Source organism: Serpentinimonas maccroryi (assembly GCF_000828915.1).
GTDB classification, from domain to species: domain Bacteria; phylum Pseudomonadota; class Gammaproteobacteria; order Burkholderiales; family Burkholderiaceae_C; genus Serpentinimonas; species Serpentinimonas maccroryi.
The window spans coordinates 2492308-2508322 of sequence record NZ_AP014569.1 but is presented as its reverse complement, the minus strand read 5'-3'; the positions used below and the strand labels follow the sequence as shown (position 1 = coordinate 2508322).

The following is a 16015-nucleotide window of genomic DNA, read 5'->3' as shown; positions in this document are numbered from 1 at the left end:
CGGTGGTTTCCATCATCCGCACCGCCCACATGTTCAAACCTTTGTTGTCGTGCGCTCGCTCGGTCGGAGTGGGCGCACTCGTGGCTGCCGCCTTGGCCCTGTCGGGCTGCGCCAGTTTCCAAAACGCCGGCACCCAAATGAGCACCTTGGGCGGCCTGCTCACTCCGCACCGCATGGACATCCAGCAGGGCAACGTGGTGGTGCGCGAGCAGCTGCAAGCGCTGCAGCCGGGCATGCCGCGCGCGCAGGTGCAGGCGATTCTGGGCACGCCGCTGGTGGCCAGCGCCTTTCATGCTGCGCGCTGGGATTACGTGTTCACCTTCAACCGCCAGGGCCAAGAGCCACAGCTGCGCCGCGTGACGGTGTTCTTTGAGGGCAACGCCCTGCAGCGCGTCGAGGCCGACGAACTGCCCACCGAGCAAGAGTTCGTGGCCGCGCTGCAAGCCGAGCGCGCCGCCGGCCGCACGCCGGTGCTGCAAGCCAGCGAGGAGCAGTTGCGCGCCTTCCGCGAACGCCACCCCGCGCCTGCGATCCAGCCAGCCCCGGCCCCCGTGCCCGCCGGTCCGTTCCCGCCGCTCGAAGCGCGCTAGGCGCTGCGCAGGCGTCGCCGCCAAAGCTTGCCGAGCGGTTGTTGGTGCCTGCCCCTGCCCCGTTCCAACCCCCCTTCTTTTTTCGCGCACCGTGACCCCCTCCCCCACCTACCGCGTCGGCATCGCCGGTGCCAGCGGCCGCATGGGCCGCATGCTGGTCGAAGCCGTGCTGGCAGCCGACGACTGCCGGATTGGCGCCGCCTTTGACCAGCCCGGCAGCGCCACGCTGGGCCAGGATGCCGCCGCCTTTTTGGGCCAGCGCAGCGGGGCCGTGATCGGCGCCGACCTGTCGGCCTTGGCCGGCTGCCAGGTGCTGATCGACTTCACGCGCCCCGAAGGCACGCTGGCGCACCTGCAAGCCTGCGTGCAGCAGCGGGTGCAGATGGTGATCGGCACCACCGGTTTTGATGCGGCGCAAAAGGCGACGATCGAGGCCGCCGCGCAGCACATCGCCATCGTCATGGCACCCAACATGAGCGTGGGCGTCAACGTCACGCTCAAGCTGCTCGAGCAGGCGGCGCGCGCGCTCGGCCCCGACTACGACATCGAGATCGTCGAGGCGCACCACCGCCACAAGGTCGATGCACCCAGCGGCACCGCGCTGCACATGGGCGCGGTGATCGCGGCAGCGCAGGGGCGCGAGCTGGCCGACTGCGCGGTCTATGAGCGCTACGGCCACACCGGCGCCCGCGCCCCGGGCAGCATCGGCTTTGCCACGGTGCGCGGCGGCGACATCGTGGGCGACCACACGGTGCTGTTTGCCGGCACGGGCGAGCGCATCGAGATCAGCCACAAATCGAGCAGCCGCACCACCTACGCCCAAGGCAGCCTGCAAGCCGTGCGCTTTTTGGCCGGGCGCTCAAGCGGCCTCTACGATATGTACGACGTGCTGGGTTTGCGCTAAACCCTAGCCCTGCTGGGCCGCGCAGTGGGCTGCGCGGCACGCGGGCCGCCACCACCCTTCGGCCTAAAATAAGGCCCATGCAAGAAAAATACCAGCCCCTAGACGTCGAGCGCGCCGCCCAAGCGCATTGGCAGGCCCGCGACGCCTACCGCGTGCATGCACACGCGCTCAACGCCCAAGGCGCGCCCAAGCCCAAGTACTACGCCTGCTCGATGCTGCCCTACCCCAGCGGCAAGCTGCACATGGGCCACGTGCGCAACTACACCATCAACGACATGCTGGCGCGCCAGCTGCGCATGCAGGGCTACAACGTGCTCATGCCGATGGGCTGGGACGCTTTTGGCCTGCCGGCCGAGAACGCAGCGATCAAAAACCAGGTGGCGCCGGCGCGCTGGACCTACGACAACATCGCCTACATGAAGCGCCAGATGCAGGCGCTGGGGCTAGCGATCGACTGGAGCCGCGAAGTCGCGACCTGCTCGCCCGACTACTACAAGTGGAACCAGTGGCTGTTTTTGCAGATGCTCGAGCGCGGCATCGCCTACCGCAAAACCCAGGTGGTGAACTGGGACCCGGTCGATCAGACCGTGCTCGCCAACGAGCAGGTGATCGACGGCCGTGGCTGGCGCACCGGGGCCCCGGTGGAGCGGCGCGAGATCCCGGGCTACTACCTGAACATCACGGCCTATGCCGACGAGTTGTTGCAGCAGGTGCAGCTGGGCCACCCTCAAGCCACGCTGGAGGGCTGGCCGGACAAGGTGCGGCTGATGCAGGAAAACTGGATCGGCAAGAGCGAAGGGCTGCGCTTTGCCTTCACGCACTCCATCTGCGGCCACGACGGCAACCCGATACTAGACGGCCGTCTGTACGTGTTCACCACCCGCGCCGACACCCTCATGGGCGTGACCTTTTGCGCCGTGGCACCCGAGCACCCGCTGGCGCGCCAAGCCGCTGAGGGCAACCCAGCGCTGGCGGCGTTCATCGAGGAATGCCTCACCGGCAGCCACACCGAGGCCGAACTGGCGACGCAAGAAAAGCGCGGCATGGCCACCGGCCTGCACGTGCAGCACCCGCTCACCGGTGAGCAGCTGCCGCTGTGGGTGGGCAATTACGTGCTCATGAGCTACGGCGACGGCGCGGTGATGGGGGTGCCGGCGCACGATGAGCGCGACTTTGCTTTTGCGCTCAAGTACGGGTTGCCGATTCGGCAGGTGGTGGGGGTGCAGGGTGGCGCGGTTGGCGTTGGCGTGGCTCCGTCAGCGCCGGGCTGCCCCCCCGGTTCGTCAGTCACACGTTCCGATTCCTCACCGGGGGGGCAGCCCAGCGCTGACTCGTTGGTGGGCACGAAAATTTTCGACCCCACTCGCTGGCAGGACTGGTACGCCGACAAGCACGGGCTGGTCTGCATCCAGTCGGGCGTGCTCGACGGGCTGGGTTACCAAGCGGCGGTGGACAAGGTGGCGCAGCTGCTGGCCGAGCGCGGCCTAGGCGCCAAAAAAACCACCTGGCGCCTACGCGACTGGGGCATCAGCCGCCAGCGCTACTGGGGCACACCGATCCCCATCATCCACTGCCCCGAACACGGCGCGGTGCCGGTGCCCGAGCGCGACTTGCCGGTGCTGCTGCCCGAAGACTGCGTGCCCGACGGCTCGGGCAACCCGCTGCTCAAGCACGCGGATTTTCATGCTGGTGTGACCTGCCCGGTCTGCGGCAAGCCGGCGCGGCGCGAAACCGACACCATGGACACCTTCGTCGATTCGTCTTGGTACTTCATGCGCTACTGCGACCCCGGCAACGAGCAGGCCATGGTGGGCGCGGGCACGCAGTACTGGATGCCGATGGACCAGTACATCGGCGGCGTCGAGCACGCCATTTTGCACCTGCTGTACGCGCGCTTTTGGACCAAGGTCATGCGCGATTTGGGGCTGGTGCAGATCGACGAGCCCTTCAAGCGCTTGCTGACGCAGGGCATGGTGCTCAACCACATCTACTCACGCCGCAACCAGCGCGGCGGCAAAGACTACTTCTGGCCGCACGACGTGGAACACGTGCTCGACGCCAGCGGCAAGATCGTCGGCGCGCGCTTGCTCAATGCCGCCGACAGCGCCGACGGCCGCCTGCCGCCCGGCACGGCCATCGACTACGAGGGCGTGGGCACGATGTCCAAGTCCAAAAACAACGGCGTCGATCCGCAGGATTTGATCGAAAAATACGGCGCCGACACCGCGCGCCTCTACACCATGTTCACCGCCCCGCCCGAGGCCACGCTGGAGTGGAACGACGCCGCGGTCGAGGGCAGCCACCGCTTCCTCAAGCGCGTCTGGGCGCTGGGGCAGCAGCTCGGGCAGGCCGACTGGGCTGGCGCTGCGGCCAGCGCTGGCGGCGCGCAGCAGCTCTCGGACATCGCTTTTGGGCCGGCAGCCAAGGCGCTGCGGCGCGAAGTCCACAGCCTGCTCAAGCAGATCGACTACGACTACCAGCGCCTGCAGTACAACACCGTGGTCTCGGGCTGCATGAAATTGGGCAACGCGCTCGAAGCCGCTTTGGCCGACCAGCGCCGCGCCAGCGCCGCCAGCACCGCGCCCGACCCCAGCCTAGGGCTGGCGCTGGCCGAGGGCATGGGGATATTGCTGCGCTGCCTCTACCCCGCCACCCCGCACCTGGCGCACGCGCTCTGGCAGCAGCTGGGCTACGCGGCCCAACTGGGCGATTTGCTCGACGCCCCTTGGCCGCAGGTGGAGCCCAAGGCGCTGGAGCAAGACGAGATCGAGCTGGTGCTGCAAGTCAACGGCAAGCTGCGCGGCGCGCTGCGCGTGAGCGCGCAAGCCGAGCGCGCGGCCATCGAAGCCGCCGCGGTGGCGCACGAAGCGGTGCAAAAATTGTCCCAAGGCGCCGCACCCAAAAAGGTGGTGTGGGTGCCGGGGCGATTGGTCAACGTGGTACTCTGAACGGGCTGTTGCTGATTTTGACTAGCCCAACGGATCGCCCGCTTTTGTATCCTGCCCCATGACCCACCGCCCCAGCGTTCAACTCGCACCCACCCGCCGCCGCTGGCTGGCGGGCTTTGCGCTGGCCGGTGCGCCGCTGCTGCTGAGCGCCTGCGGCTTTCGCCTGCGTGGCACTGCCGCCCCGCTGGCCTTTAGCCGGTTGCAGCTGAGCGCCCCGCCGCATAGCCCGGTGGCGCGGCTGCTGATCCCGCAACTGCAGGCCAGCGGCGTGAGCTTGGTGCCGCAGCCGCTGCCGCCGGGCGGTGCGCCGCCCGAGGTGCTGCTCGATATCGCCCAGGACCAGAGCGAGCGCGCCGTCGCCGGCACCACCGCCGCTGGGCAGGTACGCGAGCTGCAGCTGCGCCAGCGCCTGCGCTTTCGCTTGCGCACCTTGGCTGGGCGCGAGCTCATCCCCGACACCGAGCTGCTGCAGCAGCGCGAGCTCAGCTTCACCGAAGCCCAGGCCTTGGGCAAAGAAGCCGAAGAAGCGCTGCTGTACCAGGACATGCAACAAGCCTTGGCGCGCCAACTCATGGCGCGGCTGGCAGCGTTGCGCTCACTCTGACCAAGCCTATGCAAGTGCGCGTACTGGGCTGCTCCGGCGCCATCGCCCGCGATGCCCGCACCACCTCGTTTCTGCTGGACGAGCGCATCCTGATCGACGCCGGCACCGGCGTGGGCGACCTCACGGTCGATGAAATGCTGCGCATCGAGCACGTCTTTCTGACCCACGCCCACCTCGATCACATCGCCGCACTGCCCTTGATGATCGACTCCATGGCCGCCGGCTTGCGCCGCCCCCTGCTGGTGCACGCCCTGCCAGAGACCATCGCGGCGCTGCGCCAGCACATCTTCAACCACGTGATCTGGCCCGATTTTTCGCTCATCCCCTCGCCCGAGCACCCGTTCCTGCGCTTCGAGCCGCTGCAAGTGGGTGAGGTGCACGAGGTCTGCGGCCACCGCGTGCAGGCGCTGCCCGCCCAGCACAACGTGCCCGCCGTGGGCTACGCCGTGGCGACTCCCAGCGGAAACTGGGTTTTCACGGGCGACACCTGCTCGAACCCGGCCTTTTGGCGCTGCGTCAACGAGCTGCCCCTGGCCATGCTGGTAATCGAATGCGCCTTCAGCGAACGCGAGCACTGGCTGGCGCTGCGCAGCCAGCACCTCAGCCCGAGCCTGCTGGCGCTCGAGCTGGCCCAGCTCGACCTCGGCCGCCACCCGGGGCTGCGCATCGGCCTCACCCACACTAAACCGGCCGAGCGGCCCCAGATCGAGGCCGACATCGCGGCGCTGGGCTTGGCGCAGCGCTACCCCTTGATCTGGCTCGAATCGGGGCAGCGCTTCGACTTCTGATGCGCGCTGACGGCCATTGACGCGGCCGGCAAAAAACGCTTACACTGATACCTCATTCAAGAGGATCTCGCCATGCTCAAATCTGCTCTCACGCTGCTGCTGTTGTCGGCCATGGCAGCCGCCCATGCCACGGGGGTGCCGATCGGTTTCGTCAAAACCGTCTCGGGCCAAGCCGAGGTGGTCACCGGCGCCCAGACGCAAACGGCGGCGGTCGGCACACCGGTGCATCTGGGCAGCGTGCTGCGCACCGGGGCGCGCAGCAGCATGGGCGTGACCCTGCGCGATGAAACCGTGATGTCGTTTGGCCCCAACACCGAACTCACGGTCGATGAGTTCGTCTATGCGCCGGCGCAGCGCGACGGCCGCCTGAGCACCCGGTTGGCGCGCGGCACCCTGAACTACGTCTCGGGGGCGATTGCGCGCCAGCGGCCGGATAACGTCCAGGTGCGCACCCCCACCGGGACCATCGGCATCCGCGGCACCCACTTCGTGGTTGAAGTGGACGCCGTCACCGGCCAAGTCAGCGCGCGCTGATCACCACGCGCCGGTTGCGCGCTTCGCGCGTGCCATCGGGCGTGGGCACCTCGAGCAAGCGCTCGCCAAAGCCTTCGATGGCGATCTCGGTGTCTTGCAAACCGCTGGCGCGCAGCCTTTGCGCGATGGTTTGCGCCCGGCGCAGCGCCAGCGCCTCGTTGAGCCGTGCCGGGCCGCTGGTGTCGGTGTGGCCGGCCACGGTCAGGTCGAGCGCTTGGCGCGCCCGCAGCCTCTGCACCACTTGCGGCCACTCGGCGGCGCTGGCCCGGGTCAGGTTGACGCTGCCGTCTTCAAAAAACAGCGTAAAACGCTCGGGCCGTTGCGGTTGGGCCTCGAGCGCGGCAGCGAATTCGCGCCGCACCTGCTCCTCGGGGATGGCCACGACGGGGGCTGCGCCCGTCAAAACCGTGCCCGTGAAGGCCGCGCCCAGCACCTGCTGCCCCGCGCGGCCAGTCACCACCACCTGGCCCACGCTGCCATCGGGGTTGGGCAGCAGCACCACGCGGTCGGCGCGCTGCGGCAGCGGCGGCAACACCAACGAGGCCTTGATGCGCTCGAGCGACTCCATGTGCGTGACCTGAGCCGGGCACAGCGCTGCGGCATCGAAGCCGCTGGGCTGCGCCGCCAGCGCCTCGAGCTCGGCGGCCTGGTCGGCGGGCGCGGCGCCAAACAGCGCCACCAATTGGCCCATCGAGGCCAGGGTGCGGGCCTCGGCACGCAACTGCTCGTAGCGCGAATCGACGTAGGTGCGCGTGGCGTCAAAAAACTCGGCCTGGGTGTCGAGCACGTCCAGCAGGCTGCGCTGGCCGATGTCAAACTGCTGGCGCAAGGCCGTGACGGATTTTTCCACCGCCAGCTGCTGCGCGTCGGCCAAGCGCTGGCGTATGCGCAAGGTCTGCGTGTCGTTGAAGGCGATCGAGAGGTTTTGCTGCACTTGGCGGCAAACGAGGTCCATCTCGGCCAGTGAGCGCGCCTGCAGCTCGGTGGCGCGCTGCAGCGCCGCCGAATCGGCGCCGCCGCGGTACAGATTGTGCGACAGCACCAGCTCGGCCACCTGATCGCGGAACTCGCCGCGCACGCCATCGCGGTTGCGGCTCTCGCGGGCCGACAGGCGCCCCTCGAGGCGCGGCATGAAGGCGGCTTGCCGGCCCTCAACCGCCTGCTGGGCCTGCTGCCAGCGGTGGTAGGCGGCACGCAGCTGCGGGTTGGCCTCCAGACCCTGGCGCAGCGCCACCGCCGCCGAATCGGGCATGGGGGCCACACCGCGCCCGCTGGGCCAAGCCGGCAGCGTGGCGGGCGGCAACTGCCCGACGAAGCGCTGGTAGTTCAGCCCCGCTTCGTGCAAGGCCCTGGTCTCGCCCACAAGCGACGATTCGGCCACCGCCAGCCGCGCCTGCGCCTGTTCGGCATCCACCCGCCGCCCCACCCCGGCGCGGGTGCGCTCGCCTATGGCGTCGAACAGTTTGCGGTGCTCGACGTAGTTTTCGGTGGCCAGCTCCACCCGCTGCTGCAGGCGCAACAGCTCGAGGTAGGCCAGCACCACCTGCAACGCCACCGTTTCACTGCCATGGCGCAGATCAAAATACGCTGCCACCTCGGCTTGGCTGGCCTGGCGCATTGCAGCGGCGGCCTGCCCACCGTCGAACAGCAACTGATTCAGGCTGATCTGCACCCCACTCACCCCCATCCAAGCCCCGCTCTGGCTGGGAGTGCGCCGCTCTTGGCGCCCAATGCTGGCCTGCAGATCGACCTGCGGCCGCCAGCCGGCTGCCGCCAACGGCACCTGCTGGCGTGTGGCCTGCAAGGCACGCCAGCGCTCCTGCACCTCCGGGCTGTGCAGCACCGCCGCTTGGGTGGCTTGCACCAAAGGAGCCGGCAAAGGCTGCGCACTGGCCGCTGCCGCGGCCAAACAAAGGGCAAGCCCTAGGGGTTTGAAGGGTGGCATCACACTAAGCTCCTGAGAAAATAAAAAAAGCTCACAGTGCTTGCAAGCGGCGCTCAGAGCCAAAGCCAGCACCCCAACAAAGAAACGATCCGCACGCAGACCCGCCTCAGTGCTTAGAATGATACATGAACGCCGGCGCTTGCGCAGGCGAAGCGCTCCGCCTACGACTCCCTAGGTCCATTCGAGCTTGCGCATGCCCCCTTGCGGCAAAGGCGTGCGAAGTAATAAAGCTGTGTTAGCATCCCTTTGCTCAGGCGGGGGATTGTGTGTTGGCGCATTGGTTGGCGACGGCAGTCATCGCTTGGCACCTTGGTAGCCGACCGCGTGTGCTGCAGCTTTCATCGGGTCGGTGGTTTTACACAAAGCTCTGATACCGACACGAAGTAGAAGCCATGACCACAGCCGCACCCGAATCCCCTACCGCCGCTCCGTCGCTGCACCACAAACTGGCCGAATCGCGCTCCCTGCTCGGCGCGCTCGATGCGATCACACGCTGGCGGCCTTTTGCCATGCTGGTCTTGACTTTTTTGGCATGCATGATCCTGATGGCGGTGCTCGGAGGGGTCAGCGCAGCCATGGCCCGCCACTCGGGTTTCGTGGCCGGTCTGCTGGGGGTCGTGACCCTGCTGCTGGTCATGGTCACCGCCTTGGTCGGCGTCAATGCAGCCGGCATCCTGTTGTCTGATGACACCTGGGAGCGGCCACAGCGCAACATGGTTGAGGCGTTGTTCGCCTCGCTTTTCACCAGCCACCGGCTGATCGGGATTTTGCTCCTCCAAGGCCTGTTGTTTTTGCTCTACCTGATTGTTTTTGCAATCGTTCTGTTTATCTGCAGCATCCCCGGCATCGGGCCACTGCTGTACGCCGTGGTGTTCCCGGCCGGCTCCATCCTGACGGGCGTGATTCTGTTTACGCTGCTCTACGTCGCCGTTCCTTTGGCGGCCCCGGCGGTCTGGAATGGTGCCACCGTGATGAACGCCTTGGCCATGCTCGCTGAAATTGCGCGCCAGCGCCTGCTGTTCGTGGTGGTCATGACCCTGTTGCTGGGTTTGCTGCTGCTGCTCGTGACCTTGATCATCACGGCAATCATAAGCACTGGCACCGCCATGACCTTGGGGCTGTCGGCATCCATCATTGGCTCATCCTTGGGCGGCTTGGACAGCCTAGGCGGCTTGGTCATGGGCACGATGGGCGGCATGGGAGGCAATATGGGCAGTGGCTACCTGTGGGCCCTGGGCTTTGGTGCCGCAACCCTGTTTCTGCTGGGGGTGACTCCCGGCATGCTGGTGGGCATGAAGGGAGCGACCATCATTCACCGCGCTGCCATTGCCGATCTGTCATTGGCAGACGCCGAGCAGGCCATACAAGAAAAAATCGCAGACGTGCAGCGCCGCGCCAAGGAAGCCAAAGAGCAAGCACTCAAACAAGCGGCAAAACAAGCGGCCCATTCAGCACAAGTGCAAAGCGCCACCACAACACCGCCCGCCACCGCCCCAGTGGCTACGGCCGCGCTGGCCTGCCCCAGTTGCAACCACCCTGCTGGTGCCGACGACGTGTTCTGCGGCAATTGCGGTCACAAACTGAAATAACGGAATCATCATGGCATTTTGCAGAAAATGCGGCCACAAAAACGACGCCGATGCGCGGTTTTGTGAAGCCTGTGGCGAACCCCAGCACACCGAACCAGCGGCTACTGCAGCCACAGCACCCCAGCCCAACGCCCAAGGCACCCTGCACGCCACCAGCTCCTCTGCCAGCAGGCCAAGCAAGCGCTTGCTCATGATGCTGACAGCGGGCTTGGTGGGCTTGGTGATACTGGGTGCCGGATTGGCATTTCTGCTGGCACCGGAACGCGCTTCCAACGAATCCTTCGGCAAGGCTATCGACCGGCTGCTGCTGGCCGACCCCAACTTGTTGCGCGAGCAGTATTGCCTGCAAAACATGAATTACCGCGAAGACACGGTGCTGATCAGTACAGCGGATCGGCGCACCCAATCCTGGATGGCTTTGCTCACCGAAGCCGGACTGTATAGCGGGCCCGAGACAATCACGACCCAGCACGGATTCTTTACGCAAACACGGCTCAGATTCAGCAAAACCGAAGCTGGGCGCAAGGCCACCCACAACAATGCGCTCTGCATCGCAGATGGGCTCGAAGTGGCCGAGGTGCTCCACTTTACCCCGCCGCAGCAGGTTGGGCAAACAGAGGTTTCGCTGGTCACCGTGCGGCTGGCGCTGCGCAACCCGATGCCTTGGACCAAGACAGCGCAGGCACGCCAACTCGAGCGCACACTGGAGAACGCACACAGCGAATCGGCGCGCAATGAATTTATTTTGATGCGGCAAGATGGAAAGTGGGTGCAGGCCAATCAAAGCACCTTGGCGCAAGCTCGGACGCAGGCTCGGGAGCAGGAACAGAAGTCCGAGCGCACCCAAGAAGGTGCGGGCTTTTTTGCCAATTTGGCGGCGCTGTTTGGCTTTGGCCCTTCCAACCCGATCTTGGGCGTTTGGTCGTTTGAAATGATTCCTGGAGTTTCCAGCCGTTTTCCTGAATCCGTGACCTGAACCCCACAAACCCAACGTTTTTCGATTATAATCAACGCACTACCAACATCCCACCGCGCACCCAGCAGGTGCAAGCGCCGCAAATGACTGACCCAGTCGAGTTCGTTGTCAAAAAGCTGCCCTACGACTTGTCCAGCCACGGTGGCTTGGCCTTGGTGGGGCGCTTGTTCAAGCGCATCAACCTGCCGGCCATGGTCGATCCCCAGTATCCCGTGCGTGCCGGAATTGCCAACAGCGACATCCTCAAGTGCTATGTGGCCATGCTCACCTTGGGCAAGAACGACTTCGAAGCCGTCGAAGCCTTTCGCAAGCAGCGCTTTGCCCACCAAGCCTTGGGCCTGCGCGCCGTGCCCTCCAGCGCCACCTTGCGCCAGCGCTTCGATGCCATGGGCTGCGAGTGGAGCGTACTGGCCGACTCGATCAACCGCGCCCTGCTGGGCTTGCACATCGATGGCGCAGCGATCGACTTCGGGGCCCTGCCCAGCGGCCACCTGCCACTGGACATCGACACCTTCGTCATGGATCAGAGCGACAGCGCCAAAGAAGGCGTGTCCTACACCTACGCCGGAGTCGATGGCTACTGCCCCATCGCCCTGTACCTGGGCACCCGCGGCTACTGTCTGGAGCTTGATCTGCGTCCGGGCAGCCAGCACAGCGCGCGCGAGAGCGAATACAACATCGAACGGGCCCTGAGCACCGCCTGTGCGGTGGCCCAAGCGCCCTTGCTGCTGCGCGCCGACTCGGGCTTTTGCTCGCAGCACCTGATAGCGCGCACACAAGAACAAGCGGCCAAGCTGGGGCGCCAAGTCGATCTGCTGATCAAATGGAATCCGCGCGCCGCGCCGGTGGAGCAGATTGCCGCCCAGCGCTGCGCCGATGCCCACACCGTCTGGAACCCGCTTCGAGCCGGCAAGCGCGAATGCCTGTGGAGCGAAGCGCTGCTTGGCATTGAAACCCAAGCAGAAAGCAGCCGCGCACTGCGCCGCGTCTATCGTCTGACCGAGCGCACGCTGGACAAGCGGGGCCAGCCCTTGCTCTTTCCCGAGTACGTGCTGGAAGGCTGGAGCACCACGCTGGGGCCGGAGGTGGCACACGAGCAGGTCATCGCCCTGTACCGTGACCACGCCACGCACGAGCAGTTTCATGCCGAGTTCAAGACCGACATGGACTTGAACCGACTGCCCTCGGGCAAGTTTGCCACCAACCACCTGGTGTGTGCGCTGGCCGCGCTGGCCATGAACCTGTTGCGCATCGTGGGGCAGTACACGCTGCACGAGAGCGACAGCCCGATGCGCAAGACCGCGCTGCGCCGGCGCATCAAGACCGTGATGCAAGAGCTGATGTACAAGGCCGCGCGCGTCATCAGCCATGCGCGGGGCTGGGCATTGGGCATCTCGGGCTCGGACTCGGGCTTTGCGGTGTTTGAGCGTGCCTTTGGCAAGATGAAGGCAGCTTAAGGTTGCTGGCTGGGTCAGATCGGGCTCAGCGAACTCACGGATTGCGAAAAACGCGGGGTTCTGCGGGGCTAAGGCTGCGCTGGTGGTGGCGAAAGCGGGCGAAAACACGGTTAGATGGGCTTGCAAGCGCCTTGTGCGGGGTGTTTGTGAGCGCCGATGGGTCTTCGCGCGGCCCGCTGGGCGGGAAAAGTGCGAGAAATCTCAGTTTGGGGCGGCGGTTGGGCGGGCATGTCGTGATGCGGGGATTGAGGTCACGGATTCAGGGTTTTGAGTTTGACCGTCACACCATGACCTCTCCAACCGGTCAAGCATCGGTTCGATATGAGATCAATGACAACCGTGTCTTGGTTTACAGCACCGAACACAATCAAGTCCTTTTGATCGTGCGTGTCATCGATAGCAACAATCTGCGCGCAGAATTGGTCGGCCTCGACATCCGCCTGACACGCGTCAGATAAACGCGCCCGACTGGAGAATGCCAATGAAATGCCCCTCTTGCCAAACCGATAACTCCCCTGGCGCAAAATTTTGCAAGCAATGCCGCGCCGAACTCGCCGCTCCCACGATTTGTCCAGCCTGCAAGGCAGAATCCAAGAGCCTGAAATTTTGCACGGCTTGCGGCATCAAATTCACTGCCCAGCCCAATACCGACCCCGTGCCAGCTCCACCTGAGCCCGAAGCACCAGCACCAGCACCAGCACCAGCACCAGCACCAGCACCAGCACCAGCACCTATCGCCATACCGGTGGTGGATTCAGGCCCTCGGGATCTGTCGCCAGCGCCTGTCAATGAAGTCGGGCAGAAACCGCGCAACCTCAAACTGGCCCTGCTTGGTTTGCTCGGGGTGGGCTTGGTCGCGGTAGTTGGCGGCGCATACTGGTACCTCCAACACGGAGGAGCGGATCCGGCCCCTGCGGCCGAACCGCCTGCAAGCGCAGCCCCAGCCCCTGCGGCAGCAGCCGCAATCGCCCCCGAACCAGCGCCCGCCTCGGCCACCGAACCCCTTGCCCCCGCCACCCCCGAGCCGCTGCAGCCTCCCCCTCCCGCGCCCCCTCCTCCAGCACCGGCCCCGGTTGTGTCGGCCCCAGCCCCGCAAACGGCCCCGAGCCCGCGGCCGCCGACCGTTGCTCCCGCACCCAGACCAGCCCCGACTCCCCCTGCTCCGGCTCCTCGCCCCCTGCCGGCTCCGGTGCCGGCACCGCTGGCCACTCCCGCGCCACCACCCGCCCCGCCTCCGCCCGCCCCGGCACCGGCTCCACCACCGCCGCCCAGCCCTGCCGCTGCGGCTGCTCCGGCGCCATTCACCTGCGAGGCGCTGCCCTTGGGCCTGCGGGTGACGTGCACGGTCGAGGGTCAGGCTATCATCCGCAAATGCGCCCCCGATCTCAGAAACTGGAACCACAACCTGCCGGGCTGCAACCGTCAGGCCGCCAACACCACCAATTGACGTGCATCCGTTGAGCATCCTACGCGCCTGACCCAGCTGCCATGCCGACCGACTGAAACCCAGCCACCTCGCCCGCGATGAAACACCTCTACCAGCGCGCGATGGCTTTTTGGTTGTCGCTGTTGGGGCTGGCCTTGGGCCTGCTGCTGCTGGTGACCGATCCGGTGCTGCTGCAAACCGTGCGCTATCAGGTGTTCGACCAGTACCAGCGTTGGTCGCCCCGGGTCTATGCGCCGCAGCCGGTGCGCATCATCGACATCGACGAAGCCAGCCTGCAGCGGCTGGGGCAATGGCCTTGGCCGCGCACCCAGGTGGCTGAAATGGTGCAGCGGCTGCACGCGGCCGAGGTGGCCGCGATCGGCTTTGACGTCTTGTTCATCGAGCCCGACCGCACCTCGCCGCAGGCGCTGGCCCCCCTTTGGCCCTTGGCGCCGCAAACCCGTCAAGCCCTGCTGCAACTGCCCGACCACGACGCCGTGCTGGCGCAAAACTTGGCCGATCGCCACGTGGTGCTCGGGTTTTCGCTGCAGCGCGAGCGCGCCGCGCGCCCCAACGAACGCACCCCCGCCGTGGCCGCGCGCTTCGTCTGGCTGGGTGGCGGGGCGCAGCCGCAGGCGCTGCACGGCTTTGATTCGGCCTTGGTGGCGCTGGACCAGCTGGAACGACAGGCCGCCGGCAACGGGGCCCTGACCTTCGTCCCCGATGCCGACGGCGTGGTGCGCCGGGTGCCGCTGGTGCTGCGGCTGGGCGATCAGCTCGTGCCCTCTTTGGTCACCGAAACGCTGCGCGTGGGGCTCGACGCCCGCAACGTGATGCTGCGCAGCGCCGAGCAGGGCCGGCCGGCGCTGGAGGAGGTGCGCATCGGCGACCTGACCCTGCCGACCACGGCAGCCGGCGAGCTCTGGCTGCACTACACCGAGCCGGTACCCGAGCGCTACATCCCGGCCTGGAAGCTGCTCGACGGCAGCGCCGATCCGGCGCTGCTGCAAGGCCATCTGGTGCTGGTGGGCAGTTCGGCCCAGGGCCTGATGGACTTGCGCTTCAACTCCTTGGGCCGCATCATGCCCGGCGTCGAAGCCCACGCGCAAGCGCTCGAGCAGGCGCTGGGTGGGCATTTTCTGACGCGCCCGACTTGGGCGCTGGGGCTGGAGGCGCTGCTGCAGGCTTTGGGCACCGTGCTGCTGGTGCTGCTGGCCATCTACGCCCGCGCCTTGTGGGCGGCGGCGGCGGCGGCGCTGCTGATAGGCGCCGCCTTGTGGGGCGGCTGGTGGGCCTTCAGCTCCCAGGGCTTGCTGTTCAACAGCGTGATCCCGGCGCTGGTCTGGAGCGCCGCCTTTGTGGTTGCCAGCCTTGCGCACCACTTTCGCAGCGAGCAGCAGCAGCGCTTCATCAAGCAGGCCTTTGCCCGCTACGTGTCGCCGAACCGGGTCGAATACCTGGTCGAGCACCCGCAGGACCTGAACCTGGGTGGCCAGCGCCAGACCTGCAGCTTCGTGTTTACCGATCTGGCCGGTTTTACCAGCCTGATGGAAAAAACCGACCCCGGCGAGGCGCTCGGTTTGCTCAACCACTACCTCGAGCAGATGATCGAGATTGCCTTCAAGCACCAAGGCACGCTGGACCGGATCGTGGGCGACGCGGTGGCGATCATGTTCTCGGCCCCGGTGCAGCAACCCGATCACCCGCGCCGCGCGCTGCGCTGCGCGCTCGAGATGCACGCCTTTGCCAGCCGCTACGCGAGCGAATTGCAGGCGCGCGGCATCCCCTTTGGCCACACCCGGCTGGGGGTGCACTCGGGCGAGGTGATCGTGGGCAATTTTGGCGGCAAAGCCATTTTTGATTACCGCGCCTTGGGCGACCCGGTCAATACCGCCGCACGGCTCGAGAGCGCCAACAAGCAGCTGGGCACCCGCATCTGCGTCTCGGGCCAGACGCTGGCCGACTGCCCCGACCTGCCGGCACGGCCGATCGGGCGGCTGGTGCTCAAGGGCAAGAGCCAGGATCTGGCGGTGTTCGAGCCGCTGAGCGCCGAGGTGCCCGGCCCCTACGCCCCGCTGGATGAATACCAGGTCGCCTACGCTGCGCTGGCGCAGTCGAGCCCCGAGGCGGAGCCGCTTTTTGCCGCGCTGGCGCAGCGCTACCCAGACGACCCGCTGGTGCGCCTGCACCACCAGCGCCTCAGGCTGGGCGAGAGCGGGGATCGCTTGGTGCTCGAAAGCAAATAGGCCGTGCA

12 protein-coding genes and 1 pseudogene are annotated in these 16015 nt (G+C 66.4%); 12 read left to right on the top strand and 1 reads right to left on the bottom strand.

The window, feature by feature from the left end:
* The first annotated feature begins 29 nt into the window (after positions 1-29).
* The 6 genes from SMCB_RS11445 (at position 30) to SMCB_RS11420 (ending at position 6368) form a co-directional block, all read left to right on the top strand.
* Positions 30-590, top strand: a complete 561-nt coding sequence (locus tag SMCB_RS11445) for an outer membrane protein assembly factor BamE (protein ID WP_045537130.1) — start codon at positions 30-32, stop codon at positions 588-590.
* A 142-nt stretch (positions 591-732) separates the two neighbouring features.
* Positions 733-1494 (top strand): 4-hydroxy-tetrahydrodipicolinate reductase, encoded by a 762-nt coding sequence (gene dapB / locus SMCB_RS11440; RefSeq protein ID WP_045538128.1) that lies wholly within the window; start codon positions 733-735, stop codon positions 1492-1494.
* Between the two features lie 77 nt (positions 1495-1571).
* The gene (locus tag SMCB_RS11435) at positions 1572-4442 is read left to right on the top strand and encodes a leucine--tRNA ligase (RefSeq protein ID WP_045537128.1); all 2871 of its coding nucleotides are present in this window, start codon (positions 1572-1574) and stop codon (positions 4440-4442) included.
* A gap of 58 nt (positions 4443-4500) precedes the next feature.
* A complete protein-coding gene (locus SMCB_RS11430; protein ID WP_045537127.1) occupies positions 4501-5046 on the top strand; it encodes an LPS-assembly lipoprotein LptE in 546 nt (181 codons plus the stop codon).
* Between the two features lie 8 nt (positions 5047-5054).
* Positions 5055-5834, top strand: a complete 780-nt coding sequence (locus SMCB_RS11425; protein ID WP_045537125.1) for an MBL fold metallo-hydrolase — start codon at positions 5055-5057, stop codon at positions 5832-5834.
* Between the two features lie 72 nt (positions 5835-5906).
* Positions 5907-6368, top strand: coding sequence for a FecR family protein (locus SMCB_RS11420; RefSeq protein ID WP_045537123.1), 462 nt, complete (start codon positions 5907-5909; stop codon positions 6366-6368).
* Here SMCB_RS11420 and SMCB_RS11415 read toward each other — a convergent pair.
* Positions 6355-8313, bottom strand: a complete 1959-nt coding sequence (locus tag SMCB_RS11415) for a TolC family outer membrane protein (RefSeq protein ID WP_045537121.1) — start codon at positions 8311-8313, stop codon at positions 6355-6357. The two genes, SMCB_RS11420 and SMCB_RS11415, sit on opposite strands and share 14 nt — an antisense overlap.
* A gap of 392 nt (positions 8314-8705) precedes the next feature.
* On the opposite strand from SMCB_RS11415, the gene SMCB_RS11410 reads away from it, so the two are divergent.
* The 6 genes and pseudogenes from SMCB_RS11410 to SMCB_RS11390 all read left to right on the top strand — a co-directional run bounded on the left by SMCB_RS11410 (position 8706) and on the right by SMCB_RS11390 (position 16007).
* A complete protein-coding gene (locus tag SMCB_RS11410) occupies positions 8706-9902 on the top strand; it encodes a zinc ribbon domain-containing protein (protein ID WP_045537119.1) in 1197 nt (398 codons plus the stop codon).
* Between the two features lie 208 nt (positions 9903-10110).
* Positions 10111-10878, top strand: coding sequence for a hypothetical protein (locus tag SMCB_RS11405; RefSeq protein ID WP_231851212.1), 768 nt, complete (start codon positions 10111-10113; stop codon positions 10876-10878).
* 83 nt (positions 10879-10961) lie between these two features.
* Positions 10962-12335, top strand: a complete 1374-nt coding sequence (locus tag SMCB_RS11400) for an IS1380 family transposase (protein ID WP_045537692.1) — start codon at positions 10962-10964, stop codon at positions 12333-12335.
* 287 nt (positions 12336-12622) lie between these two features.
* A complete protein-coding gene (locus SMCB_RS12910) occupies positions 12623-12793 on the top strand; it encodes a hypothetical protein (protein WP_171820308.1) in 171 nt (56 codons plus the stop codon).
* Positions 12794-12810: 17 nt separating this feature from the next.
* A pseudogene (locus SMCB_RS13365) lies at positions 12811-12897 on the top strand (zinc-ribbon domain-containing protein); the annotation flags it as partial.
* Between the two features lie 962 nt (positions 12898-13859).
* Positions 13860-16007, top strand: coding sequence for a CHASE2 domain-containing protein (locus SMCB_RS11390; RefSeq protein ID WP_052468521.1), 2148 nt, complete (start codon positions 13860-13862; stop codon positions 16005-16007).
* Positions 16008-16015: the final 8 nt, after the last annotated feature.

Excerpts from the sequence above, each read along its gene's own strand:
- SMCB_RS11445 (WP_045537130.1), top strand. The coding sequence starts at position 30 with ATGTTCAAACCTTTGTTGTCGTGCGCTCGCTCGGTCGGAGTGGGCGCA.
- dapB (WP_045538128.1), top strand. The coding sequence starts at position 733 with ATGGGCCGCATGCTGGTCGAAGCCGTGCTGGCAGCCGACGACTGCCGG.
- SMCB_RS11435 (WP_045537128.1), top strand. The coding sequence starts at position 1,572 with ATGCAAGAAAAATACCAGCCCCTAGACGTCGAGCGCGCCGCCCAAGCG.
- SMCB_RS11430 (WP_045537127.1), top strand. The coding sequence starts at position 4,501 with ATGACCCACCGCCCCAGCGTTCAACTCGCACCCACCCGCCGCCGCTGG.
- SMCB_RS11425 (WP_045537125.1), top strand. The coding sequence starts at position 5,055 with ATGCAAGTGCGCGTACTGGGCTGCTCCGGCGCCATCGCCCGCGATGCC.
- SMCB_RS11420 (WP_045537123.1), top strand. The coding sequence starts at position 5,907 with ATGCTCAAATCTGCTCTCACGCTGCTGCTGTTGTCGGCCATGGCAGCC.
- SMCB_RS11415 (WP_045537121.1), bottom strand. The coding sequence starts at position 8,313 with ATGCCACCCTTCAAACCCCTAGGGCTTGCCCTTTGTTTGGCCGCGGCA.
- SMCB_RS11410 (WP_045537119.1), top strand. The coding sequence starts at position 8,706 with ATGACCACAGCCGCACCCGAATCCCCTACCGCCGCTCCGTCGCTGCAC.
- SMCB_RS11400 (WP_045537692.1), top strand. The coding sequence starts at position 10,962 with ATGACTGACCCAGTCGAGTTCGTTGTCAAAAAGCTGCCCTACGACTTG.
- SMCB_RS12910 (WP_171820308.1), top strand. The coding sequence starts at position 12,623 with ATGACCTCTCCAACCGGTCAAGCATCGGTTCGATATGAGATCAATGAC.
- SMCB_RS11390 (WP_052468521.1), top strand. The coding sequence starts at position 13,860 with ATGAAACACCTCTACCAGCGCGCGATGGCTTTTTGGTTGTCGCTGTTG.